The organism is Paraburkholderia sp. J41 (assembly GCF_905220235.1).
Lineage (GTDB): Bacteria > Pseudomonadota > Gammaproteobacteria > Burkholderiales > Burkholderiaceae > Paraburkholderia.
In genome coordinates, this window is sequence record NZ_CAJMZE010000037.1 from 1 (window position 1) to 22,366 (window position 22,366).

Annotated in this window: 16 protein-coding genes and 1 pseudogene; 7 read left to right on the forward strand and 10 right to left on the reverse strand. The window is 63.8% G+C overall.

Features of this window, described 5'->3' with window-relative positions; genetic code table 11:
* The 6 genes and pseudogenes from U5805_RS26840 to U5805_RS26865 form a co-directional block, all read right to left on the reverse strand.
* A pseudogene (locus tag U5805_RS26840) lies at positions 1 to 357 on the reverse strand (urocanate hydratase); the annotation flags it as partial.
* A 14-nt stretch (positions 358 to 371) separates the two neighbouring features.
* Positions 372 to 1,904, reverse strand: a complete 1,533-nt coding sequence (gene hutH / locus U5805_RS26845) for a histidine ammonia-lyase (protein ID WP_322106580.1) — start codon at positions 1,902 to 1,904, stop codon at positions 372 to 374.
* Positions 1,905 to 1,975: 71 nt separating this feature from the next.
* Positions 1,976 to 2,935 carry a hypothetical protein gene (locus U5805_RS26850; RefSeq protein ID WP_322106540.1) on the reverse strand — a complete coding sequence of 320 codons (960 nt, stop codon included), beginning with the start codon at positions 2,933 to 2,935 and terminating at the stop codon, positions 1,976 to 1,978.
* Positions 2,936 to 3,210: 275 nt separating this feature from the next.
* Positions 3,211 to 5,193 (reverse strand): hydantoinase B/oxoprolinase family protein, encoded by a 1,983-nt coding sequence (locus U5805_RS26855; protein ID WP_322106541.1) that lies wholly within the window; start codon positions 5,191 to 5,193, stop codon positions 3,211 to 3,213.
* On the reverse strand, positions 5,194 to 7,245 hold the full coding sequence (locus tag U5805_RS26860) for a hydantoinase/oxoprolinase family protein (protein WP_322106542.1): 2,052 nt from the start codon (positions 7,243 to 7,245) through the stop codon (positions 5,194 to 5,196).
* A gap of 384 nt (positions 7,246 to 7,629) precedes the next feature.
* The gene (locus U5805_RS26865) at positions 7,630 to 8,745 is read right to left on the reverse strand and encodes a porin (protein ID WP_322106543.1); all 1,116 of its coding nucleotides are present in this window, start codon (positions 8,743 to 8,745) and stop codon (positions 7,630 to 7,632) included.
* A gap of 460 nt (positions 8,746 to 9,205) precedes the next feature.
* Between U5805_RS26865 and U5805_RS26870 the strand changes: the two genes are divergently transcribed.
* Positions 9,206 to 10,543: a PLP-dependent aminotransferase family protein gene (locus U5805_RS26870; RefSeq protein WP_322106544.1), complete on the forward strand. Its 1,338-nt coding sequence runs from the start codon at positions 9,206 to 9,208 to the stop codon at positions 10,541 to 10,543.
* A gap of 78 nt (positions 10,544 to 10,621) precedes the next feature.
* Here the strand turns inward: U5805_RS26870 and U5805_RS26875 are convergent, their stop codons facing one another.
* Positions 10,622 to 11,581 carry a DUF3830 domain-containing protein gene (locus tag U5805_RS26875; protein WP_322106545.1) on the reverse strand — a complete coding sequence of 320 codons (960 nt, stop codon included), beginning with the start codon at positions 11,579 to 11,581 and terminating at the stop codon, positions 10,622 to 10,624.
* A 120-nt stretch (positions 11,582 to 11,701) separates the two neighbouring features.
* Positions 11,702 to 12,490, reverse strand: a complete 789-nt coding sequence (locus U5805_RS26880) for an amino acid ABC transporter permease (protein ID WP_322106546.1) — start codon at positions 12,488 to 12,490, stop codon at positions 11,702 to 11,704.
* Positions 12,491 to 12,862: 372 nt separating this feature from the next.
* Here U5805_RS26880 and U5805_RS26885 point away from each other — a divergent pair, with 372 nt between their 5' ends.
* Positions 12,863 to 14,569 (forward strand): site-specific integrase, encoded by a 1,707-nt coding sequence (locus tag U5805_RS26885; protein WP_322106547.1) that lies wholly within the window; start codon positions 12,863 to 12,865, stop codon positions 14,567 to 14,569.
* Between the two features lie 112 nt (positions 14,570 to 14,681).
* On the opposite strand, the gene U5805_RS26890 is transcribed toward U5805_RS26885, so the two are convergent.
* Positions 14,682 to 15,707 carry a porin gene (locus U5805_RS26890; protein ID WP_322106548.1) on the reverse strand — a complete coding sequence of 342 codons (1,026 nt, stop codon included), beginning with the start codon at positions 15,705 to 15,707 and terminating at the stop codon, positions 14,682 to 14,684.
* 278 nt (positions 15,708 to 15,985) lie between these two features.
* Here U5805_RS26890 and U5805_RS26895 point away from each other — a divergent pair, with 278 nt between their 5' ends.
* Together U5805_RS26895 and U5805_RS26900 are read left to right on the forward strand one after the other, a co-directional pair.
* Positions 15,986 to 17,338 carry an MFS transporter gene (locus U5805_RS26895; protein ID WP_322106549.1) on the forward strand — a complete coding sequence of 451 codons (1,353 nt, stop codon included), beginning with the start codon at positions 15,986 to 15,988 and terminating at the stop codon, positions 17,336 to 17,338.
* 76 nt (positions 17,339 to 17,414) lie between these two features.
* A complete protein-coding gene (locus tag U5805_RS26900; RefSeq protein ID WP_322106550.1) occupies positions 17,415 to 18,344 on the forward strand; it encodes a 3-keto-5-aminohexanoate cleavage protein in 930 nt (309 codons plus the stop codon).
* A gap of 104 nt (positions 18,345 to 18,448) precedes the next feature.
* On the opposite strand, the gene U5805_RS26905 is transcribed toward U5805_RS26900, so the two are convergent.
* Positions 18,449 to 19,270 (reverse strand): IclR family transcriptional regulator, encoded by an 822-nt coding sequence (locus U5805_RS26905; RefSeq protein WP_322106551.1) that lies wholly within the window; start codon positions 19,268 to 19,270, stop codon positions 18,449 to 18,451.
* Positions 19,271 to 19,737: 467 nt separating this feature from the next.
* Here U5805_RS26905 and U5805_RS26910 point away from each other — a divergent pair, with 467 nt between their 5' ends.
* The 3 genes from U5805_RS26910 (at position 19,738) to U5805_RS26920 (ending at position 22,331) form a co-directional block, all read left to right on the forward strand.
* Complete coding sequence (locus tag U5805_RS26910; protein WP_322106552.1) at positions 19,738 to 20,532, forward strand: HpcH/HpaI aldolase family protein; 795 nt, start codon at positions 19,738 to 19,740, stop codon at positions 20,530 to 20,532.
* A gap of 9 nt (positions 20,533 to 20,541) precedes the next feature.
* Entirely contained in the window at positions 20,542 to 21,351 is an 810-nt protein-coding gene (locus U5805_RS26915; protein WP_322106553.1) for a hypothetical protein, read from the forward strand.
* 173 nt (positions 21,352 to 21,524) lie between these two features.
* Positions 21,525 to 22,331: an SDR family NAD(P)-dependent oxidoreductase gene (locus U5805_RS26920; RefSeq protein ID WP_322106554.1), complete on the forward strand. Its 807-nt coding sequence runs from the start codon at positions 21,525 to 21,527 to the stop codon at positions 22,329 to 22,331.
* Positions 22,332 to 22,366: the final 35 nt, after the last annotated feature.

The window sequence follows — 22,366 nt, forward strand, 5'->3', positions numbered from 1 at the left end:
CGTCGCCCAGTGCGGCACGAGATTCGAATTGGCGAGCAGCACGCGCGGCGCGTCGGCGTGCGTGCGGAATACGCCCACCGGCTTGCCCGACTGGATCAGCAGTGTTTCGTCATCCTCAAGATCCTTGAGCGAGGCGAGAATCTGGTCGAAGCATTCCCAGTTGCGCGCGGCACGACCGATGCCGCCGTACACCACGAGCGCATGCGGATGCTCGGCGACTTCGGCGTCCAGATTATTCTGGATCATGCGAAACGGCGCTTCGATGAGCCAGTTCCGGCACGTCAATCCGGCGCCGCGCGGGGCGCGCACGGTGCGCGCCGTGTCGAGACGGGTGGCGGCAGATTTCGATTGATTCATGGCGGCTCCTGCGCTCAATGCAGCGTGCCTTCGGAGGCAAATGAGAAGGGGGAAAAACGCGCGATCGCGCCCGCCACGACCTGTTTCGCGATTGCCGCGATATCGGGCGCGAAGTAGCGGTCGACGTCATAATGCGGCACGTCGCTTCGAATGGCCCGCAACACCGGCAGCAAGCGCGGGCTCGTCTCGCAAGGTGCGCGCAGATCGACGCCTTGCGCGGCCGCGAGCAGTTCGATGGCGAGAATATGGGCCACGTTGTGCGCGATGTCGGACAGCTTGCGCGCGGCGAACGTCGCCATCGAAACATGATCTTCCTGGTTCGCCGAAGTCGGCAGCGAATCGACGGAAGCCGGATGCGCGTGCGTCTTGTTCTCGGAGGCGAGCGCCGCCGCCGTCACGTGCGCGATCATGAAGCCCGAATTCACGCCGCCGTCCTTCACGAGGAACGGCGGCAGGCCCGACATCGCGGCGTCGATCAACAGCGCGATGCGGCGTTCGGCGATCGCGCCGATTTCCGACGCGGCGATCGCCAGATTGTCGGCGGCGAACGCCACCGGCTCCGCGTGGAAATTGCCGCCGGAAATCACTTCGCCCGTTTCCGGGAACACCAGCGGGTTGTCGGACACGGCGTTGGCTTCGATCAGCAGAATATTTGCCGCATGCAGGATCTGATCGAGACACGCGCCCATGACCTGCGGCTGACAACGCAGACAATAAGGGTCTTGCACCTTCTCGCAGTTCGCGTGCGACGCGTTGATCGGCGAGTCCTGCAAGAGCGTGCGATACGCGCGCGCCGCCTCGATCTGCCCATGATGCCCACGCAGCGTATGAATGCGCGCGTCGAACGGCGCGACCGAGCCCATGGCCGCGTCCACGGAGAGCGCGCCGGCCACCAGCGCCGTGCGATAGAGGTCCTCGATCGCGAAGAGATTGTCCAGCGCGAGCGCGGTAGACGCCTGCGTGCCGTTGAGCAGCGCCAGTCCTTCCTTCGCGCCCAGCGCGAGCGGCGCGACGCCGGCCAGTTCCAGCCCCTCGCGCGCGCTCATACGCTCGCCCTTCGCGAAGACCTCGCCCACGCCCAGCAACACCGCCGACATGTGGGCGAGCGGCGACAGATCGCCGGAAGCGCCCACCGACCCCTTCACCGGAATCACCGGCAAGACGTCCGCGTTGAAAAGGGCGATGAGCCGGTTCATCACTTCGCGCCGGATGCCGGAGTTGCCGCGTCCGAGGCTCGACAGCTTCAGCGCGATCATGAGCCGCACGACCGGACGCGACATGGGCTCGCCCACCCCGACCGAATGCGACAGCACGAGATTCCGTTGCAGCAACTCCAGCTCCCCGGGCGGGATGTGCGTGCTCGCGAGGCGTCCAAAACCGGTATTGATGCCGTAGGCCGGCTCGCCCTTCGCGACGATCTTCGTCACGGCATGCGCGCCCGCGTCGATGGCGGCGTGGCTTTCGGGGTCGAGCGTGAGCGCGACGTCGGTGCGCGCGATCGGACGCAATTGGGCAAGCGTGAGTTTGCCGGGGGTGAGAATCATGATGTGCATCCTGTCCATTCGTTCGTCGAAGCGCGCCGGCTGCCAGCTCGCCTCGTGTATTTCCCGTTACCGCCTCAGGCCAGTTCGACCTTCATCCAGATGAGCGCCTTCGATTCGAAAGTCGACTCCCATACCGCCTTGCCCACTTCCGCGAGCTTCGCGACATCGGCTTCGTCGATTTCGCCGAGCACCGGCTGCGCCAGGTCTTCGGTCGTCGGGCCATACTGGACGATGAACTTCTGCCCCGTCGACTGCGAGAAGCGCAGGCGGCCAATGGGCGCGTCGCAGATGCGCTCGCGCAGGCGGATGGGCGCGGTGCTCACGAACGGCGACCACGCATACATCGATTCGCCCGTCACCACGGCGTGATCCTGGATTGTCGAGAACGGCAGCGCCGCCACGAGATCGGCGCACAGTTCCGGGTTTTCGTTGCTCGCGAGCGTAGCGTTGACGGTAATGCCGAGCGGCTCCCAGCTAATGCGAATCCGCTGGCCGGTTTTGATGTGGGCGCGCGTTGCGCCGAGGTCGGAGACCGGCGGCGGCGCCGACTGCAAACGCTCCTCGGGATAACGGAAATACTTGCCGAGACCCCACGGGAAATAATGGAACGACCACGCCTGCAATTTGTTCGTATATTCCGTGAAGGCACGCAAGGCCGCGACGACCTCTTCTTTCGTGGGATTGGCCTTCAGGTGCGCGCGCAGTTCCAGCGCCAGTTTGCCCATCTTCGGAAAGCCGCTATAGCGCAGATAGTTGCTGTACGACTGGTCGAGCGCGTCCACGACCTTCGACATCGTGCGCGGCTCCACGTCCTGATCTTCCGCCAGCACGACGAGCGGGTACATCGTGTACATGGAATAGTCGCGCAGCATGCCGTGCGCGATGTCCCACGTGCCGAAATACTGGCCGTAGCTGCCGGCCGGGATATCCATCTCGCCAAGCCGCAGGTCGGCGATTTCCTTCGGCTCCTCGCTCATCATTCGGTGCGTGAGCGTCTTCACTTCGTCGATAAAATCACTCAGACTTCGTTGCATCCCGGACATCGTTCTTCTCCATCGAAAATAATCAGGATCACTAACCTTAAAACGCGCTTCATGTTTTGTTTCCCGAGCGCTTCGCGAGAACTTCGGGCGCCGGATCGATCCACGGTTGCGGCTAGATCAAACGTTGCGCTCAACGTCGCGAGCGCCACGCAAAACCAGGCACATCCAGGCAAAACCAGGCACACCCAGCAGCGAGATCGCCGCGCCCGCCGATCGCTCGAACCGCCGCACGGGCACGCGCGGCGCTCGGTGACGATCGGCGGCCCTCAGTGCGCGACGCGATCTCCCGCGAGGCGCGCGGCTTCTTCCGTTATCGCCTGTTCCAGCAGCGCTTCCGTCACCGTTTCTCCGGCCGTGGTCAGGCGCTTGCGCACGGCGTCGACGAGCAACTGGCGATGCGCCCTGGGCTGTTCGAGCGCGGCCATCGCGAAGCGGGTCCGCACCGGGTCCGGCCAGATCGCGTCGTAAGCGTTGCGCTCCGGACCCAGGTCGAACGGTGCATGCGGTTGTTGCGCGCGACGCCGGGCGCGAGCGCTCAGCGTCGCTTGCGTATCGATCGAACCGTCCGCGCCGAATACGACGCCGTAATCCTTCGAGGCGCTGTCGCGCGAGAGCATGCCGCGACGCATGTCATGGCGGATCGCATCGAGATCGCGTTCGAGCGGGTCGCCGAAGCCGCCGCCCGCCGGCGTCACGAGGCGCAGCACGTCGCCCCGCTTGAGCTTGAGCACGGTGACGCGCCGCAGCACTTCCTCGTGGTCCTTGCCGGGGTTCAGCACGACTTCGGCCATGCGTCCGGGGCGGCCGCCTTCCACGCCCCACGGCCGGAACGAGAACCGGTTCATGCCGCGAATCGTCATCGTCGCTTCGGGGTCGGTGTTTTCCATTTCCATCACGAGTGCCGCGCCGCTGCGCCAGCGCCCCGGCGTATAGCTGTCCTCGAGCAGGCGGTTTGCATGAACGAACAGCACGGTTTCGACTTCGATGACTTCAGTCGGCACACTCTTCAGATAGCCCGAGCGCGAATCGATCGCATCGGTGCCGTCGCTGCCCGCGCGGCCGCCGCCGCCGCCGCATAGCGGATTGATGACGCTGACCTGGCGCGCGCCGCTGCGCGGGTCCCGCGCGGCAAGCACGATCACCGCCGACATGCCCGGCCCCGATGCGGTGAGGCCGCCCTTGACCGCTTGCTGAAGGCAGCCGAGCAGCGTGTCGTAGACGCGCGTGCTCGCGGCCACGCGCGAGCCGCCGGCCGCCGGAAATTCGGCGTTGATGACGGTCGCGCGCGGAGCGTGCATCGTGATCGCGCGCAACAGGCCGGCGTTGCGCGGCGCATCCGGCTCGACCGTCAGCAGGTAGTAGAGAAAAGCCTGCACCGTGTACGGGTGAGTCCGGTCCCCGCTCACGAAGTTGTAGGCCGCCGGAATCTGCGGATCGGTGCCGGCGAAATCGAAGGCGACCTGGTCGCCGGCCACGCGCATCGCGCACCGGATATAGGTGAACTGGCCCGGCTCGATGCCCTCGAGATAGTCGCTGAACGCGTAGGTGCCGTCGGGAATCCGCGCGATGACCGACCGCGCCTTGGCCTCGGCGAACGCGAGCACGTCGTGCATGCCCTGCTCCACGTCGGCGCGGCCATAGGCCGTGCATAGCTGCCGAAAGCGGCGGTCCATGCTTTGCAGCGCCGACAGCATCGCCTTCATGTCGCCCCAGAGGTCGTCGGGAATGCGGCTGTTGTCGAGCAGCAGCATGCGCACGTCCTCGTTGATCTCGCCCTTGCGGTAGAGCTTCACCGGGCGAATGCGGATGCCTTCCTGAAACACCTCGGTAAAGGCAGGCGAAATACTGCCCGGCACGGCCCCGCCGATATCCGACGCATGCACGAAACCCCAGGAAAACGCGATCAGCTTGCCTTCGAAGAAAATCGGGCGAACCATCGTGACGTCCATCATGTGCGTCACGAGACCGTCGGTCGAAAAAGGATCGTTGGTGAGAAAGCAGTCGCCTTCCTCGATGCCGAGTTCGTGCAGCCGCTCGATCGTCTTCTGCAACGGCACGCCGATAAAGGAATTCACGCCGGCCTGGCTCGGGTACGCGAAGATCTCGCCTTCGGGCGTTGCCACCGCGCACTGGTAGTCCTGCACGAGCTTGACGAAGGTCGTGTGCGCCGTGCGATACATCACCGCCGAGGCTTCCTCCACGATGGCGGTAAAGCGGTTGTTCATGACTGCTGTGCGAACCGCGTCCATTCAAAGCTCCTTCGTCAACTGGATATTGCCGTGCGCGTCGACGCTGGCCAGATAGCCCGGCGGCACGAGGATCGTCGTGTCGTGCTGCTCGACGATCGCCGTTCCGGCGAGCCGGTCTCCCGCGCGCAGCCGCTCGCGCGCGTAGACGTTGCAGTTGGGTGTGGCGCGGCCGCCGATCTGTAGCGTGCGCCGGCTGACCACCGCATCGTTTTCGCCGGCGGTGTGCCGTGCCGGAATCGACCCCGCGGCGGGCGCGGGCAACATGCCGCGCACGCGCACGCGAAATTCGGTGAATTCAACGGCCGCGCCGGGGTCCGCATGGGCGTACAGACGTTCATGCTGACGATGAAACTCGCGCTCGATCGTCGCGAGGTCGCCCGATTTCGCGGCGTCCTCGGGCACGTTCACCGTGAGCTGGAACGACTGCCCGCGATAGCGCGCCTCCGCGCGATATTCGAGCATCGTCGCGCGCAGGGCCGCGCCCACCTTCTGATTGGCCAGCCACGCCAGCGCGCCCTCGGCCAGCGTCGAAAACTCGCGAACGATCACGCCGGCGTCCACCGCGATGCCTTGCATGCTCTTGACCTTGTCGTGCGTGAGGCCCGCGACCAATCCGCCGAACGCGCAGAACACCGAAGGCATGACAGGCACCAGCACGCGGCCCATGCCCAGTTCGGCGGCGAGCAACGGGCCGTGCAGCGAGCCCGCGCCGCCATACACGACCAGCGTGACATCGGCCGGATCGAGCCCGTAGCGCGCGAGATAAGGCAGCACGCTCGCCACCATGTTCGAGGTCGCGACGGTGAGGCACGCTTCGGCGGCCGAGACCGCGTCGGTGTTCAGGGCACGCGCGATCGGCTGCATCGCGGCTTCGGCGGCCGCGCGGTCGAGCTTCATGCGGCCGCCCAGAAAATGATCGGGATGGATGAGGCCGCACAACAGATACGCGTCCGTGGTGGTCGGCTGCGTGCCGCCGTGGCCGAAGCACGCCGGGCCGGGCCGCGCGCCCGCGCTGCGCGGACCCACGCGCAGCACGCCGCCGTCCATCCAGCAGACCGAGCCGCCGCCCGCGCCGATCGCGTCGATGCCCGTTACCGGCATCATCAACGGAAAGTCGCCGACTTCCGCATCACCGGTAATCGACGCCTCGCCGTCCTGGATCAGCGAGATGTCGGTGCTGGTGCCGCCCATGTCCATGGTCAGCATGCAGCGCTCGTCGAGCGACGCGCCAAGATATTGCGCCGCCGAGACGCCGGACGACGGCCCGGAAAGCAGCGTATGAACCGGCAATTCGCGCGCTTCGGCGGCGGCCAGCGCCCCGCCGTTGGACTGCATGATGAACAGCTTCGCGTCGGGCAAACGCCCGCGCAGCCATTGTTCGATTTCGGCGATATACGCCGTCATGCGCGGCTTCACGTAAGTGTTGAGCACCGCGACGATGGCGCGCTCATATTCGCCGATCTTCGGCCAGATGTCGCTGGAGATCGACACGTTGCCCATGCCGGTCGCGGCCCTGATCGCCTGGCGCGCGGCTTCTTCGTGCGCGGGGTTGCGAAAGCTGTGCAGGAACGCCACGGCGATGCCTTCCACGCCCGCCGCCTTCGCTTCGTGCGCGGCGCGCGCCACGGCGTCGAGATCGATGGGCTTGCGCACGCGTCCGTCCGACGCCATGCGCTCGGGAATCTCGAACACCAGCTCGCGCGGCACGAGCGGCTGCACGCGGTCGCCCAGCAGGTCGATGGCGCGGCGCAAGCGCAGACGCTGCAATTCGAGGATGTCGCGAAAGCCCGCCGTGGTGAACAGCGCAATGGGCGGCCCGCTTCGCTCGATGACCGTGTTGGTCGCCACGGTCGTGCCGTGAACCAGCACGATCGGCTCGCCGTCGCGCGGTTGCATCCGTCCAAGGATCGCCTCGCAGCCGTGCTTGAAACCTTCGGCGAAATCCGGCGGCGTCGACGGGACTTTCAAGGTTTCGACCGGGTGTTGACCGCCATCGCGCCATGCGGCGAAGTCGGTGAACGTGCCGCCGATATCCACTCCGATCTTAAGCATCTTGTCTCCGCGTGGTCGTGCGCAAAGGCTGGGTCGCTTCCGTCAACTTCGTTCTCCATCGTTCGGGTGATCAGGACAACCGGCCGTTTGAAGCGCGTTGCCGATCGCTCATGCGCAACATGCCGTTCCGCATTCGTCATGACCGAGCTTATGTTCACAATTTAAAATGTACAATCATTATTATGTTATTGAACATAAATTCGATCAAAACGAGGGCGCGCGCGGCCATTCAACGGAGCAGATCCGCCGCGGTTCATGTCGATCGCGCAAAAAAAATTCACGCAAAAAAATGGGAGAAGAGACCGCGGCATTCGCGCGGCATCTCTTCTCCAGAGCGGCGCCCGCCGACACGCGCGGCGGACGGGGCCGAACCATCGAATTGCGTCAGAACTTGTGCGACATGCCCACACGCACGTCCGACTGCTGGTTCGACAGGGAAGGCGAAACGAACCAGCCCAGTTCCGGATGCACGCCGGCCGAAGCCTTGATGTAGTCGCCGGAGACGTACACGGTCGTGCGCTTGGAAAGCGAATAGAGAATGCCCGCCGAAACCTGGTTCCAGGTGTGGCCTTGCAGCGCGTCGTGCTGCGCGCCGGCCACGAGCGTCCACAGAGGCGTGGGATGGTAGAGCGCGCCCGCTTCGTAGACATGCATGTACGAAGTCATGCCCTTGTAGCCGAGTTCGGTGTCGGTGAAATTGGCCATCAGCGTGACCTTGCCGATCTCGTAGCTGCCGCCCACGCCGAGAATGCGGTACTTGTCCAGCACGAACGACGTGTCGAGATCGGTGGCCTTGGTACTCGTGACCGTCGCGACGGTCTGACCGAAGAACACCGGCGTGCCGAGCTGGCCGTACGGGTCGATCGAATGGCCCGGCAGCGATGCATAGGTGATCGCGAGATGCAGCGGCCCGTGAATGTAATTGCCGCCCACTTCCCACGCGCTGCCGTCATGAAAATCGCCCGGCGTGTTGCTGAACGAATACATCACGCCGCCCTTGAAGCCGCCGATGCGAGGCGTCGTGTATTTCACCGCATTGGGCAGCCGGTCGCACTCGATACGGTCGATGTCGCCCTCGTGAATGCCGTACCCGCTGGCATAGAAGCCGACGTTGTAATCGCACAGGTAGTCGGAAATGATGTCGTACTGATCGCCGGCGGTGACGGCGCCCCACTGATCGCTCTGAATTCCCACCCACGCCTGGCGGCCGAAGATCGCACCGCCGTTGCCGGTCGCGCCGGTGTTCAGGTTGAAGCCGCCTTCCAGGTCGAAGATCGTCGAAAGACCGCCGCCCAGGTCCTCCTTACCCCTGAGACCCCAGCGGTCGCCGTGGGCAATGCCGCTCGCCATGCCCAGGCTGCTCTTTCCGTTCACGTTCGAGACGTACGTGATGCCCTCGTCGATCAAGCCGTATAGCGTCACGCTGCTTTGCGCGCGAGCCACGCCGGTTACCGACCCCATGCAGACAAGTGCGGCCACTGCCGCCACCCGGTTTTTCATTGTGAAGACCCCTAACCAAGTAGTAATCCTAACTGATTGATTGTGAATAGCTGCGTCACGACAAACTACTTTTTGCGCGGGACTTCTCACCTTTGACTTCAAGCTGCTGTCCGACGACGTTGAAGTCAGCTTATGTACTTCAAAATAAATGTACAATTATTTTTATGTTATTGAACAAAAACGGGCAACAGGGTACGGCCGGCATCGAACACGGCGCGGAACAGGACCCGCCTCCGCCGCCGGATTTCGCCGGGCGGCAGAACGTGCTCGCCATAAAAAGCTGTGGTATTTTGTTGAACATAAACCGGCGTGCCGAGGCACGCCCCGCAGTTCCGCCGTTCTCCGCAGCCTTTGTCAGTCGTCCATTCAACAATACCCGCTTCGCCCCAAGGCTCCGTCTAGCCAGCCGCGGCGAAAACTTGTACAATCGGATTTTTGTTATTGAACATAAGAGAGCGGCATGGACGTCAAGATGCTGGTCGCGCACGTCGGTGCGAGAACGATGCGCGGCATTGCGCTGGAGGTGGCGCAGCTGATTCGCGACGGCAAACTCCCGGTCGGCACGCAACTCCCGCCCGTGCGCGATCTCGCCGAGGCGTTCGGCGTGAGCCCGGCCACGGTCTCGGGCGCGTGGAAGCATCTGCGCGCCGTGCGCATGGTGAGCGGAAACGGCCGCACCGGCACCTGGGTGCGCGGCGACCAGTCGTCGCTGCGGCCCGCTCGCTATGAAGACTTCGCAAACTACGGCGAGAACATCCAGGCCGACCTGCGCTTCGCCTCGCCCGACCCCGACCTTCTCCCCGACCTTCGCCGCGCGCTGGCTTCGGCGCATCGCGCGCAGAACCTGCACAGCTATATTCGCGAGCACATTTCGCACGAGCTGAAGGCCGTCGTATCGGCCGACTGGCCTTATACGAATTGCGCGTTCACGGCGGTGAACGGCGGCTACGACGGGTTGCATGCGGCGTTGCAGATGATCGTCGTGCCGGGCGCGACGGTCGCCATCGAAGACCCCACGGTACTGCGCGTATTCGACATCCTCGAAAAGCTCGGCGCGCGCGCGGTTGGCGTGGACTGCGACGAAGACGGCCCGCTGCCCGAGTCGCTGGCGGCCGCGATGGAGCAGCGCCCCGTCGCGTTCGTTTATCAGCCGGGCTCGCACTCGCTGACCGGCCGGCGCGTCACACCGGCCCGCATGAACCAGTTGCGCAAGGTGCTTGCCGGCAACGGCACCATGATCGTGGAAATGGACGGGCTCGCCGGGCTCGCGAGTCACCGGCCGTTGTCGCTCGGTTCGGCGTTTCCCGAGCGCACGGTACACATCCGCACGTTTTCCAAATCGCTCGGCACCGACTTCCGGCTGGCCGTGATTTCCAGCTCCGAAAAGTTCGCCGACCAGGTTCAGGCCTATCGCAACTTTCGCGAAGGCTGGACCAGCCGGATCCTTCAGTGCGCGGCCGCCACCTTGCTGACCGATCCCGAAGCGTTGCAGCAGATCGAGGCGGCCCGCATCACCTACGGCAAGCGGCGCGGCATACTCGCGAGCGCGCTGGCGGACCGCGGCGTCGCGGTGAGCGGGCAGGACACCTTGTGCATCTGGCTGCCCGTCGCCGATCAGCAATACGCACTCGTGACCCTCGCCGCGCGCGGGATCGCGGTGCAACCCGGCTCGCGCTTTCAGGTGACGCCGCGCCCGCACATTCGCGTGGCCACGAGCTTCCGCATGGACCAGGCGGATGCCATCGCCGACGCGCTCACGCAGGCCGCCGGCACATTCGACGGCCCCACGCCGCGCTGAATCGTCCGGACCTCCGACTTTGCATCGGAGTCCGAATCAATTTATTCAAGGCGCGCCGAGCGACGATCTATTCGACGCTCAAGCGACGTCCGGGCGCCAGCGGCCCGGACGCTCCTGGCCATCCGTGCTGCGGTTATAGAACATGCCGAGATACCACGGGAACATCTGGTACGACCACGCGCACAAGCGGTTGCCGTATTGCAGGAACGCGCGCAGCACCTGCTGGATTTCTTCCTTCGTTTCCGCCTTCGCGACGTAGTCGCGCACTTCACCGGCGAGCGCTTCGAGCTTCTTGAAACCGACCACGGAAAGATAATCCGAGTACGGTACGTCGAGTTCGTTCAGGACGAGACGCAAATCCTTCGGCTCCAGCTTGCCCGCCAGCGTCAGGATCGGATAGATCGTGTACATGATGTAGTCGCGCAGCATGCCGTTGGCGAAATCCCATGCGCTGAAATACTGGCCGTACGTGCCCGCGTCCTTGACCTCGCCCAGACGCAGCGCGCGAATTTCTTCCGGCTCCGTCAACTGAATGCGCTCGGCTTCCGCATAAAGCTTTTCCGCCAGCGGCGAAAGATTCGCCGGCTTGGCCGGAACACCCGGATGCCCCTGCCCCTCATGCGCGGACACTTCCAGGAAAATCACATCCTTTTCGTAGAACAGGTTGTTCCACACGGCCTTGCCGACTGCGGGCAGCAGATGGCAATACTCGGGCAGCACCTGGCCCAGCACCGGCTGCGCGAGCGGCTCCTGTCCCTTGCCGTATTGCACCGACATCTTGTTGCCGGTCGATTGCGAATAGCGCAGGCGGCCGATCGGGCAATCCGTGATCATTTCCCGGTGATGCACGGGCGCGCTGCTGACTACCGGCGTCCATGCGTACATCGACGCGCCGGAAACCACCGGGTGCGCCTGCGTTACCTTGAACGGCAACTGCTGCCAGAACTCTTCGCACAACTCCGGGTTGCGCTCGTCATTGAGTTCGGCCACGACCTTCACATTCAGTTGCGGCCAGGCAATATCGATTAAACGTCCCATCAAACACCTCTTTAAAAAAGACCACCGGATAAAGGGGTTGCACCGTCCCGGCATACCCTCGGGCGCTGCGCTGCCGCCCGGCGCGCGGGCGGCTGTTTTCGGCTCGTGAACGACGGGGCTTCAGCCGTATGCGCGCGGCCTCGGCGACTTCGCCGCCTTCGCGCCGCGCCGCTTGTTGTTGGCCCACCCGCGCGAAACCCACGCTTCCAGACCGTGCTGAATGAAGGTCCATACGCCCGTCAAAATCAGGTAGTACACCGAAACACCGAGATAAACCTCGAAGGTCATGAAGGTGGCGGCCTGCATCTGCTCGGCCACACGAAACATTTCCGATACGCCGATCACGCTCAGCAACGCCGTCGTCTTGAGCATGTTGTTGAACTGGTTGCCGAGCGCCGGGACGATGAGCGGCACCGCCTGCGGCAGCACGATGCGCCGCATCGCCAGCGCCGGCGTCATGCCGAGCGCGAGTGCCGCTTCGGTCTGGCCGGGACTGATCGAACCCACGCTTGCGCGCGTGATCTCGCTCATATAGGCCGCCTCGTGCAGGCCGAACGCGATGATGCCCGCCAGCAACGCGCCGCTGAAATGAACCGGCCCGATCGCCATCACCGACGGAAACAGATCGAAGCCCACGAGATACGGCAAGCCGAAATAGATCAGCACCAGTTGAACCAGCACCGGCGTGCCGCGAAAGAACCAGATGTAGGCCTGATTGAAGACACGCAATACGAGCGCGCGATGCATGCCCGCGAGCCCCAGCAGCGCGCCCAGCACCGTGCCCAGCAACTGCGCGACCGCCGCCGCCAGCACCGTACTGACCAGCCCCTGCAACAGCGCAGGCTGCGGATCGAAAACGAAACGCAGAAAAAACGGCATGTCGAAAACGAAATGCGGAAGGTGCTGCATGGCCAGCCTCCAGACATTCAAACGGATACATGTGATGCACTTGATCAGCCGGGAGACCGTCGTTCGCTTTCGAGTCCAGCGCGACGAAAACCGTCGTTCGATGGAGAAGAAGCTTATGTATTCAATTAAATTTGTACAATAGTTTTTTTGTTATTGAACATAAAGAGGCGGACGCGCGCGGACGCTGGCGCAGTGTGCGCACGAGCGCGCGGGCCGGTTTTGGCAGCGCAAGAATCGCGTCGAAGCGATGCGTGGGCGGCACCGGACCGATCTCGGTCGGCCGAAGTTTTCTCCAGAAATCTGCGCACAACATCGCTATAAAGATAACTATCCTTATCACAAGGCATTCGTTCATGAAGTAAACTCGGGTTCATGAAAACGCGCCCCACCCCGTTACCCGCCCCGGCCTCCGCGCAGCCCTCAGGCTTTCCCGATGCCGCCGAACTGGCCGCGCTGCGCGCGTGGTATTCGGGCCTGGCCGTGCGGCCCGCGGTCGAACGCTATCTGCCCGCCGCGCTGGGCGGCGGTGCGTCCGCGCGCGGTGTCGTCGGCCGCCTGCGCCGTCGTCTCGTCGCCCTCGCCCGCGCAGCGCATCGCGAGGATCTTGCCGCCCTCCTCGACCACTCCGCCGCTGACCGCAGCCGGCACGCCAAGGCCGTCGCGCTGGCAATCGAGACGCTGCGAACCGCCCAACCTCCCGAGCCGCAGATCGCCGACGACATCGCGCAGTGGCTCGCGCCGCGCGCCGTACGGGTGCTCAACGCCCACGGCATCGTCACGCTCGCGGACCTCACCGTGCGCATTCCACGCCGGCGCCAGTGGTGGAAAGCCATCCCGGGACTCGGAATGGCCAGTGCCCGCGCGATCGAAACGTTCTTCGCCGCCTGGCCCGCGCTCACGGAAAAGGCGCGCGCGCTGATCGCCGCGAGCCAGCGCAGCGAAATCGTGCCGTGGGAATCCATCCGGTTGCCGCACGAGGTCGACGGCTCCGAAGGAACGTTCCGCGCGCCCGCGGCCTCCTGCACGCTCGATGCGTCCAACGACTACGAGGCCGTGCAAACCTGGCTCGCGCTCCACGAGTCGCCCGCCACGCAGCGTACCTACCGCAAGGAAGCCGAGCGGCTGATCCTCTGGGCGATCGTCGAGCGCGGCCGCGCGCTGTCGTCGCTCACCACCGAAGATGCCATCGCCTACCGCGCGTTCCTGCGTCACCCGTCGCCGCGCGGACGCTGGGTCGGGCCGGTACGCCCACGCTCGTCGCCCGACTGGCGGCCGTTCAACGGCAGCCTGTCGCCGCGCTCGGTCGCGCACGCGCTGTCGATTCTCGGTGCGCTGTTCCGCTGGCTCATCGAGCAGCGCTACGTGCTGGCCAATCCCTTCGCGGGCGTCAAGGTGCGCGGCGGCCATGCCGGCTCGGCGCTCGATGCATCGCATGCCTTCAGCGAAGGCGAATGGGCGCTGGTCCGCACCATCGCCGACGGCCTCGAATGGTCGCATGGCTGGTCGGCGGCCGCCGCGCAGCGTCTGCGCTTCCTGCTCGATTTCGGTTACGCCACGGGCTTGCGTGCGAGCGAACTGGTCGGCTCCACGCTGGGTCACGTCGAAACCAATCCGCGCGGCGATCACTGGCTGCGCGTGGCCGGGAAAGGCGGCAAGCTCGCGCGCGTGACGCTGCCGCCGCTGGCATGGGAAGCGCTTGCACGCTATCTGGCGGAGCGCGGCCTGCCGGTGACAACGGCGAGGTGGCGGCCGGAGACGCCGGTGATCGGCAGTCTCGAAGCCGAAAGCAATGCGGCGATCAGCAGCGCGCGGCTATGGGGCGTGCTGAGGCGTTTTTTCGTGCTGGCCGCCGATTCCATCGAAGCCGACCATGCTCCGCTCGCGGAAAAACTGCGCCGCGCGAGTCCGCACTGGATGCGGCACACGCATGCCACGCACGCGCTCGGCCGCGGCGCCGAACTCACCACCGTGCGCGACAACCTGCGCCACGCATCGGTCTCGACGACCTCGATCTATCTCCATAGCGATGAGGTCAAGCGGGCGAGGCAAATCGGCGAAGCATTCGCCGCACGAAAATGAGGAGTCCGGAGCGTAGAACATGCCGCGGCGCAGTCGTACCTAACGTACTATCGGGCGGAAGTGCCCGAACGGCTTTTACGCTGACGGAAGGCACTTCGGCGCGCAACGCTGCCTAGAACTTCTGGACCAGCCCGATCTGGATACCGCGCGCGTCCGCACCCGGATAAGCGAGCGTCGGGCCGGCATTCGCGGCGCCCACCAGCGTGCGGTTCGATGTGTTTCTGTTTCGCAAGAACGAAACGGCCGCGTAGAGGTTCGTCCGCTTGGACAGAAAGTAGTTGTAAAGCGCCGAAATCTGTTCCGCGTCGTTATCTTTCGTCGTGCGGTCCCGCAGATACGCGGCCCCGAGCGCCAACGTGCCGGCCGGGGAAAATGCGTACTTTGCCGACAGCGAATAGACGCGGTATTTCGCGGCGATGTCGGGCCAGTCCACGCTGTGATATCCGAGATAGACCGTGGCCGCGCCGATCGCATAGGACGCCGCGGCGGTCGATGACCGGTCCAGCGCGCCGTTCGTCGTGCTCCAGACCGCCTGGCTCGCGTAGTGCGCGGCGAACGGCCCGTGGTCGTAAGTCACGCTGTACTGATAGTTCGATCCCGGCTGCCTGAATCCGCCCGACGTGCCGAGGCCCCCGTACAGACTGACCTGAAACCCGCCGCCGAAAAGCGGTGAAATGTACGAAGCGGTGTTGCTGGTGCGAATCGTATATGTCGAAAAGTTGTCGAGTCCCGATGCCTGAGTAACGGCGGCGAATGCGTCGGTACGTCCCAGCGTGATGAAGACCGGAGAATTCTGCCTTCCGAACCGGACCTCGCCCCATCGTCCCGACGCACCTACCCAGGCTTGACGACTAAAGATCGAAGCCGGATCGGCGGACGCTCCCGTACTTGGCGTGAAACCGTCCTCCAGCACGAAGTTGATGGCGTTCCCATTGCCGATGTCCTCCGTTCCGCGCAGCCCGATCCGGCTCGCCCATTGGCCGCTCGATTGCAGGGCGGCCTTGTAGCCGTCGCCGGTATTTGCGACCTGTATGAACTCGTCAACGATGCCATATAGCGCAACGCTGCTTTGAGCATGCGCGACGCGAGGCCCAGCAAGAGCAAAAAGTCCAAGAACGACGAGCCGACGTGGCTTCATGGAAAACGACCTCCTGAGTTTTTGTTTCTATCAACGGAACGTTATTACGTTGATAGGGATACACTCAGGCTCGCACGATCGAATTCGCGGCTCCATAGGTATTTGCCTTGACCGCAAGAAATGGACAAACGGATTGCAGGGTTAGTCCCGAGCCGGGCGGCATTGTGCGGCCTTCTATTTAGTCTTAAAGTGGCACGACGTTCCGATCAAAGACTATTTGTTCCTTTGAACGGAACACAAGCAGAAATAAACGCGCCCAGCACGAAAGGAGACAGACTTTGGACCTTATCAATCGCGCCTCTGTCGATTCGGAGGAGCAGCACAGGCTGTACAGCAAGATCGCGTCGCGCTTGCTGCCGCTGCTTTTGCTGATGTACGTGGTGTCGTTTCTCGACCGCATCAACGTCGGTTTCGCGAAGCTGCAAATGGCGGGCAGCATTGGCCTGAGCGACGCGCAGTACGGGCTTGGCGCAGGCATCTTCTTTCTCGGCTATTGCGTGTTCGAGATTCCCAGCAACTTGATGCTTCACCGCGTCGGCGCCCGGCTCTGGATCGCGCGAATCATGATCGTCTGGGGACTCGTGACCATGCTTACGCTGCTCGTGCAGGGGCCGCGATCGTTCTACGCTGCGCGAGTCTTGCTGGGAGTTGCCGAAGCAGGCTTTTATCCGGGGATCATTCTCTATCTGACCACCTGGTTTCCGACCAAGGTCCGTTCGCAGATCATGGCCATCTTCATTTGCGGCATCGTGATCGCCGGAATGCTGGGCGGACCGATTTCCGGCGGCATCATGGCCGGGCTCGACGGCGCATGGGGCTTCGCGGGCTGGCAGTGGCTGTTCGCGCTCGAAGGGTTGCCCGCCATCCTGTTAGGCATCGTGTGCCTTCGATCTCTGCCGAACGGTCCAGCTTCCGCGCGCTGGCTCACCGACGAGGAGCGCACCTTGCACGAGGAAGATCAGAGGCGTGACCGTGCGGCGACCCGTTCGTTGCCGGGACAGGCGTACCGCATCGGCCTCGTGTTTCGAAATCGCAATATCTGGCTGCTGGTGATCGCCAACTTCTCGAATCTCGCGACCAGCTACGCGGTTTCGTTCTGGATGCCGCAGATCGTGCGCAACTTCGGTCTGACGAAGAATCTGGCCGTCATCGGTCTGATTACGAGCGCGCCTTTCCTGCTGGCCGGTATTGCGATGCTGTTCGCCGGACGTTACGCGGACCGCACGGGCGATCGCCGCCGGCCGCTGTGCGTGGGCCTGTTCGTCGCGTGTGTCGGTCTGACGATGACGGGGCTGTACATGTCGGTGCCGGGCGCCGCATTTTCCGGCCTCGTGCTCGCCTGTGTCGGCACGATGGTCGCCACGCCCACGCTGTGGGCGCTGCCGGGTATGTTTCTGTCCGGGTCGGCTGCCGCTGCGGGCATTGCGCTCATGACCACGGTCGGCAATCTGTCGGGCTACGTTGCACCGTTCCTGATCGGCGTGATCAAGGAAGCGACCGGGTCGATGGCCTACGGCTTCATTCTTCTGGCCGGCTTCGCACTCGCGGGCATGATCGCGGTGCTTTACGCCCCGGTGACGCGCACGCCCGGATCGCCCTCGCCGGCAACTGACGCGCCCGTCGTGCGCTGATCGCTTCGCTCTTGATCGCGCAGTCCACGCGGGCAGCGCGATCTGTCTTCGTGCCGTTTTTCAACTGGAACGTTCGATGAAACAGCAACGCAAGGTCATGATTTCGTGTGCTGTCACGGGATCGATTCACACTCCGTCGATGTCGGCGCACCTGCCCGTGACGCCTCACGAAATTGCGGAGTCCGCTATCGGCGCCGCCAGGGCCGGTGCGGCGGTGCTGCACCTGCATGCGCGCCGTCCGGAGGACGGGTTTCCATCGCAGGACCCCGGCCTCTTTCGCGAGATCGTGCAGGAAATCCGCGCGTCGTGCGATGCAATCCTCAACTTCACGACCGGCGGCTCGCCGATCATGTCGCTGGAAGAACGGCTTGCGCCGGCACTCGAGTTGAAACCCGAGCTGGCATCGCTGAATATGGGTTCGATGAATTTCGGCCTGTTTCCGATGCTGAAGCGCGACTGGCACTTCGCTCACGAGTGGGAGCGCCCGTTTATCGAGAAGTCGCGCGAACTGGTTTTCCGCAACACGTTTGCCGACATCGAACGGATTCTGAAGCAGTGCGGCGCCAACGGCACGCGCTTCGAATTCGAATGCTACGACACGAGCCATTTGTACAACCTCGCGCACTTCGTCGACCGCGGGCTGGTCAAGGGGCCGATCTTCGTGCAGAACGTGTTCGGCATTCTCGGCGGCATCGGCACGCACCCGGAGGACGTCATGCATATGAAACGCACGGCCGACCGGCTGTTCGGCGACGATCTCGTCTGGTCGGTGTTGAGCGCGGGCAAGACCCAAACGACCAACATCACGATGGCCGCGTTGATGGGCGGCAACGTGCGCGTCGGACTGGAAGATTCGCTTTGGGATGGCCCAGGCCGGCTCGCGGAATCGAACGCCGCCCAGGTCGTGCGAATTCGCGGCATTCTCGAAGGCTTGTCGATGAAAATCGCGACGCCCGACGACGCCCGCGCCCTGCTGGCTTTACGGGGAGAGCGAACCGCCGCGTAGTCGGTGGAGGCGAAGCCCGGGAACGCTTGCCGCAAGCGTTCCCGGGCTTCGCACGGCGCAATGGCGCCTGTCACGCAACGATCATGCCGCCCTGCAACGGAACGTCAGGCAACGGACGGAATGCCGATGGCGGGCGTTTCGCGCACGTAGCCGAGCGCCGCCGAGATCTTTCGTGCGGCCGTGGTGACTTCGGCAATCTGCTCGTCGGAAGGCGGGTCGCCGATGAACTGGATCGAATCGATCAACGCAATACAACCGGCCAGCGATCCCGTCACGTCGAAAATCGGGGCGGCGAGCGCATTCACGCCAAGCAGGCTTTCATTGGGCGAAGTCGCCCAGCCCTGAGCCCGGATCTGCTCCAGGACCTCCCGCAGTACGACCGGGCTCGTGATGGTGTGGCTCGTAAACATCTCGAGCCGAGAACGAAGCGTTTCCTTCTGCAATTCCGGGCTGGCAAATGCCAGCGCCACCTTGCCTTGTGCCGTTGAGTGGAAATTGAGCAGCGCGGCATGCCGGACGCCGATCTCGATCGACGCATTGCCCAGCACCGTGGCCACGACGCGTACGCCCTTGGCTTCCATCTGGCTGACCACCACGGTCTGGCCAAGGCGTTCGCGAAGGTCGCGCATGATCGGCCCGCACTCGCGCACCAGCGAAATGTTCTCGCTGACGAGGCGTCCGAGGCGCACAAGGCGTACACCGATCGCATAACGATCGGAACCTTCGGGCTGCATGATATAGCCATGCTCGACCAGCGTACGTAGATGCCGATGCATGCGGCTTTTCGAAGTGCCAAACATGTTGGCGAGTTCGGTTACACCCCCGCCCTGGGGATGTTCCGCGAGATGCTCCAGAACCTGAAGCGACAGGGTAACGGCCTGGAGGCCTTCGCCAACGGGTTCGCGCAGAATTTTCGGCATGGTCATGCACGGATGGTTCGGTTGAGAGACGGCGAATCGGCGCTTATCCGCCCGACTCACCCGCTATTACCGCACGCGTCGCGCAAGTGGTCGTTGCGTGGTAATGGCGTGGTAATGGCGTGATCGTTGCGCGATTTTACCCGCTATCGAATTTCGGCTGGCGTGCGGGATTGCCCGCGCTCGCTTGCGGATCGGTACGTCCAATCACATGAACGCCGTTTCTCAGCGATGCTGCGTTTTGCTTCGAGGCGTTCAGGCGCGCGCGGAAACAGGGTTCTACGTGATTTCGCTCACGGGCCTCCTCATCGTTCACGCCAATTCGTTCACACCATCGCAGTATTGCATGTTCTGTTCAAAGGAACAATGTTTCTCACATTGAGATAGCGCCTCAACGTTTACCCGGTTGTGCGCCTCTATCTCAGGTGCTAGATTTGTACCGTTGACAGATACAACGTACCTTTGAAAGGAACACGATGAACGAAACCTCAACGTTTAGATCCCGCGTGCTTGCCGGCGAGCGTTTGGTCGGCACCTTCATCAAGACCCCGGCGGACGCTCCGGTCGAGATCATCGGCGGTCACGGTTTCGACTTCGTCGTGATCGACGCGGAACATGCGCCTTTCGACCGCGGTGCAATCGACCGCGCGATCCTCGTCGCGCACGCAACGGGAGCCGCCGCACTGGTGCGACTGCATTCTGCAACGCCGCCCGACATTCTCTCCGCGCTCGATTCCGGCGCCGACGGCCTGCTGGTTCCCCACGTGGCCAGCTCCGCGCGGGCGCGCGACATCGTCCGCGCCTGCCGCTACCGCAATGGCTCGCGCGGCTTTTCGGGGTCTCCCCGCGCCGGGCTGTATGGCCGACGCGCCCTGTCCGATCTCGTTTCGTTTGCCGATCGGAACGTGACCATCGTCGCGCAGATCGAGGACCCCGAAGCGCTCGACGTCGTCGATGAAATTGCCGCTGTCGATGGCATCGACGCGCTGTTCGTCGGACGCGGCGATCTGACCGTCGCCATGGGCGCGACTAGCGGCGACGCGCCCGAAATCGTGGCGGCGAGCCGGCGCGTCGCCGCCGCTGCGCAGCGAGCCCGCAAGCCGTTCAGCGTTTTCTGCGCGAATCCGCGCGATGGCGCAAATATGGCCGCGCTCGGCGCCAGCCTGTTCATCGCGGCCTCGGATCAGTCGTTCCTGTCCGACGCAGCCAAAGCCACCCTCGCTGCGTTCCGCAATTTCACGCCGGTGCAGCCCGCCGGCCCGGCTCTTTAGGAGAGAACGATGCAAGCTGCCGTTTACGACCGCTATTACGAGATTCAACCGCAATTCCACGAACGCGACGAGGTGCCGGCCTGGATCACGCGCGCACGGACATTCGTCGTCGTCGTGAACCGCATTGACGGGCGGGGAGAACTGATCCGCGACAACGCGAACGAGTCGATGCTGATTCTGCCCGCCGGCATCACCGCGACGATAAAGACCGCTCGCGAGGTGCTCGAAGCCGCCGACGACTCGCTCACGATTCTGCCGGCCGGCCGCCATACCATTTCGTGCGCCGGAAGTGGGTCGATCGTGCGCATCTTCACCACGGCGGAACGCGATCTCTGCGAACGGGCACCCAACCGCGACGTCTATCGTGACGAGCCCGACGCTTCGCTGCCGGTCGCCGTCCGGGATACGCTGCTCCATTACCGGCTGGCCGACCATATCGACGGCAACACGTCGTTGCCGATGCGCGTGTTCCGCTCGCAGTACCTGATGGCGAATCTTTTCGTGCCTCAGGACCAGCCGCGAGACCTCTCGCGCCTGACGCCGCATTCGCATGCCGATTTCGAGCAGGGATCGCTTGCGCTCGCGGGCACCTACACGCACCACCTGCGTTATCCGTGGATACCCGACCACGCCCAATGGCTCGAAGACGAGCATGTGACGATGGACAGCCCGTCGCTCGTCGTCATCCCGCGCTCGGTCATTCACACGACCACCAACGACTCGGGAACGCAGGACCGGTTGATCGACATTTTTTCGCCGCCGCGCCAAGACTTTCTCGATCGGGGGATCGTCTGCAATGCGAATGACTACCGGTCCTGAACGATCTGGATCGGAAGCGCAACGCGGCTTATGCGCCGAAGCCGCCGAAGTCGCCAAAGTCGCCAAAGTCGCCAAAGTCGCCGAAGCGAAAGTCGCCGAGGCAATCGCGTTCCGGCGCATTGACTCTTTGTACAGATGCCATGGGCATTCAATGATCGAGTGAAGGACGACTAATGAACATCGAAGCAAAGAGAATTCTGATAACAGGGGGTTCGAGCGGCATTGGCCTTGCGCTCGCGTTCGCCCTGGGGGCGAAAGGCGCTCGCATCGCAATCAGCGGGCGGCGCCCTCAGGCACTCGACACGGCCGCGGCGCAGCTTCTTGCGAGCGGCGTGGAGGTGGCGAAGATCGTGGCGGACCTGGGAACCGCCGAAGGACGCGCGACGACGCTTGACCTTGCGCTGAAAGCGCTGGGCGGCATGGACGTGCTCGTCAACAACGCAGGCGGGGTTCGCGCGGGCCGTCTCGAAGACACGGCGGAAGCGGAAATTAGAGCAATGATCGAGGTCGATCTCATCGCGCCAATCCTGCTCGCAAGAGCCGCTCTACCGGCGCTGCGCGAAAGCGGCGACGCGTTGATCGTCAATATTTCGTCCGGAATGGGCTTGATCGGGATGCCTTTTTATTCCACTTATGCGGCAGCCAAGGCGGGCATCGCGCGGTTCGGAGAGGCAATGCGTCGAGAGCTTTCCGGCGAAGGCATCCATGTGTTGAACGTCTATCCCGGCGCGACTGAAACCCCAATGATGCAAGGTTCCCAGGTCGGCCCCGACCTCGGCATTGCGCGCGAACCTGCCAGCGCCGTTGCAAGCGCCACTATCGCCGCTGTCGAGGCGAACGCGTTCGAGGTCATTCAGGGCGGCGAAGCGCGCGCGCAAATGATCGCATTGAATCGCAACGATCCGGCAACCCTCGATCGCCGCTTCGCCGAGATGAAGCCGAAGCTTGCCCAGGCCGTTCGCGGACACGTATCGCTCTGACTTCGGGGAATCCGCTCAGGGGCGTTGGAAGGACG

What these genes read in the sequence shown, in the direction of transcription:
- U5805_RS26850 (WP_322106540.1), bottom strand. Translation starts at nt 2,935, where the DNA reads ATGCAACGAAGTCTGAGTGATTTTATCGACGAAGTGAAGACGCTCACG.
- U5805_RS26855 (WP_322106541.1), bottom strand. Translation starts at nt 5,193, where the DNA reads ATGGACGCGGTTCGCACAGCAGTCATGAACAACCGCTTTACCGCCATC.
- U5805_RS26860 (WP_322106542.1), bottom strand. Translation starts at nt 7,245, where the DNA reads ATGCTTAAGATCGGAGTGGATATCGGCGGCACGTTCACCGACTTCGCC.
- U5805_RS26865 (WP_322106543.1), bottom strand. Translation starts at nt 8,745, where the DNA reads ATGAAAAACCGGGTGGCGGCAGTGGCCGCACTTGTCTGCATGGGGTCG.
- U5805_RS26870 (WP_322106544.1), top strand. Translation starts at nt 9,206, where the DNA reads ATGGACGTCAAGATGCTGGTCGCGCACGTCGGTGCGAGAACGATGCGC.
- U5805_RS26875 (WP_322106545.1), bottom strand. Translation starts at nt 11,581, where the DNA reads ATGGGACGTTTAATCGATATTGCCTGGCCGCAACTGAATGTGAAGGTC.
- U5805_RS26880 (WP_322106546.1), bottom strand. Translation starts at nt 12,490, where the DNA reads ATGCAGCACCTTCCGCATTTCGTTTTCGACATGCCGTTTTTTCTGCGT.
- U5805_RS26885 (WP_322106547.1), top strand. Translation starts at nt 12,863, where the DNA reads ATGAAAACGCGCCCCACCCCGTTACCCGCCCCGGCCTCCGCGCAGCCC.
- U5805_RS26890 (WP_322106548.1), bottom strand. Translation starts at nt 15,707, where the DNA reads ATGAAGCCACGTCGGCTCGTCGTTCTTGGACTTTTTGCTCTTGCTGGG.
- U5805_RS26900 (WP_322106550.1), top strand. Translation starts at nt 17,415, where the DNA reads ATGAAACAGCAACGCAAGGTCATGATTTCGTGTGCTGTCACGGGATCG.
- U5805_RS26905 (WP_322106551.1), bottom strand. Translation starts at nt 19,270, where the DNA reads ATGACCATGCCGAAAATTCTGCGCGAACCCGTTGGCGAAGGCCTCCAG.
- U5805_RS26910 (WP_322106552.1), top strand. Translation starts at nt 19,738, where the DNA reads ATGAACGAAACCTCAACGTTTAGATCCCGCGTGCTTGCCGGCGAGCGT.
- U5805_RS26915 (WP_322106553.1), top strand. Translation starts at nt 20,542, where the DNA reads ATGCAAGCTGCCGTTTACGACCGCTATTACGAGATTCAACCGCAATTC.
- U5805_RS26920 (WP_322106554.1), top strand. Translation starts at nt 21,525, where the DNA reads ATGAACATCGAAGCAAAGAGAATTCTGATAACAGGGGGTTCGAGCGGC.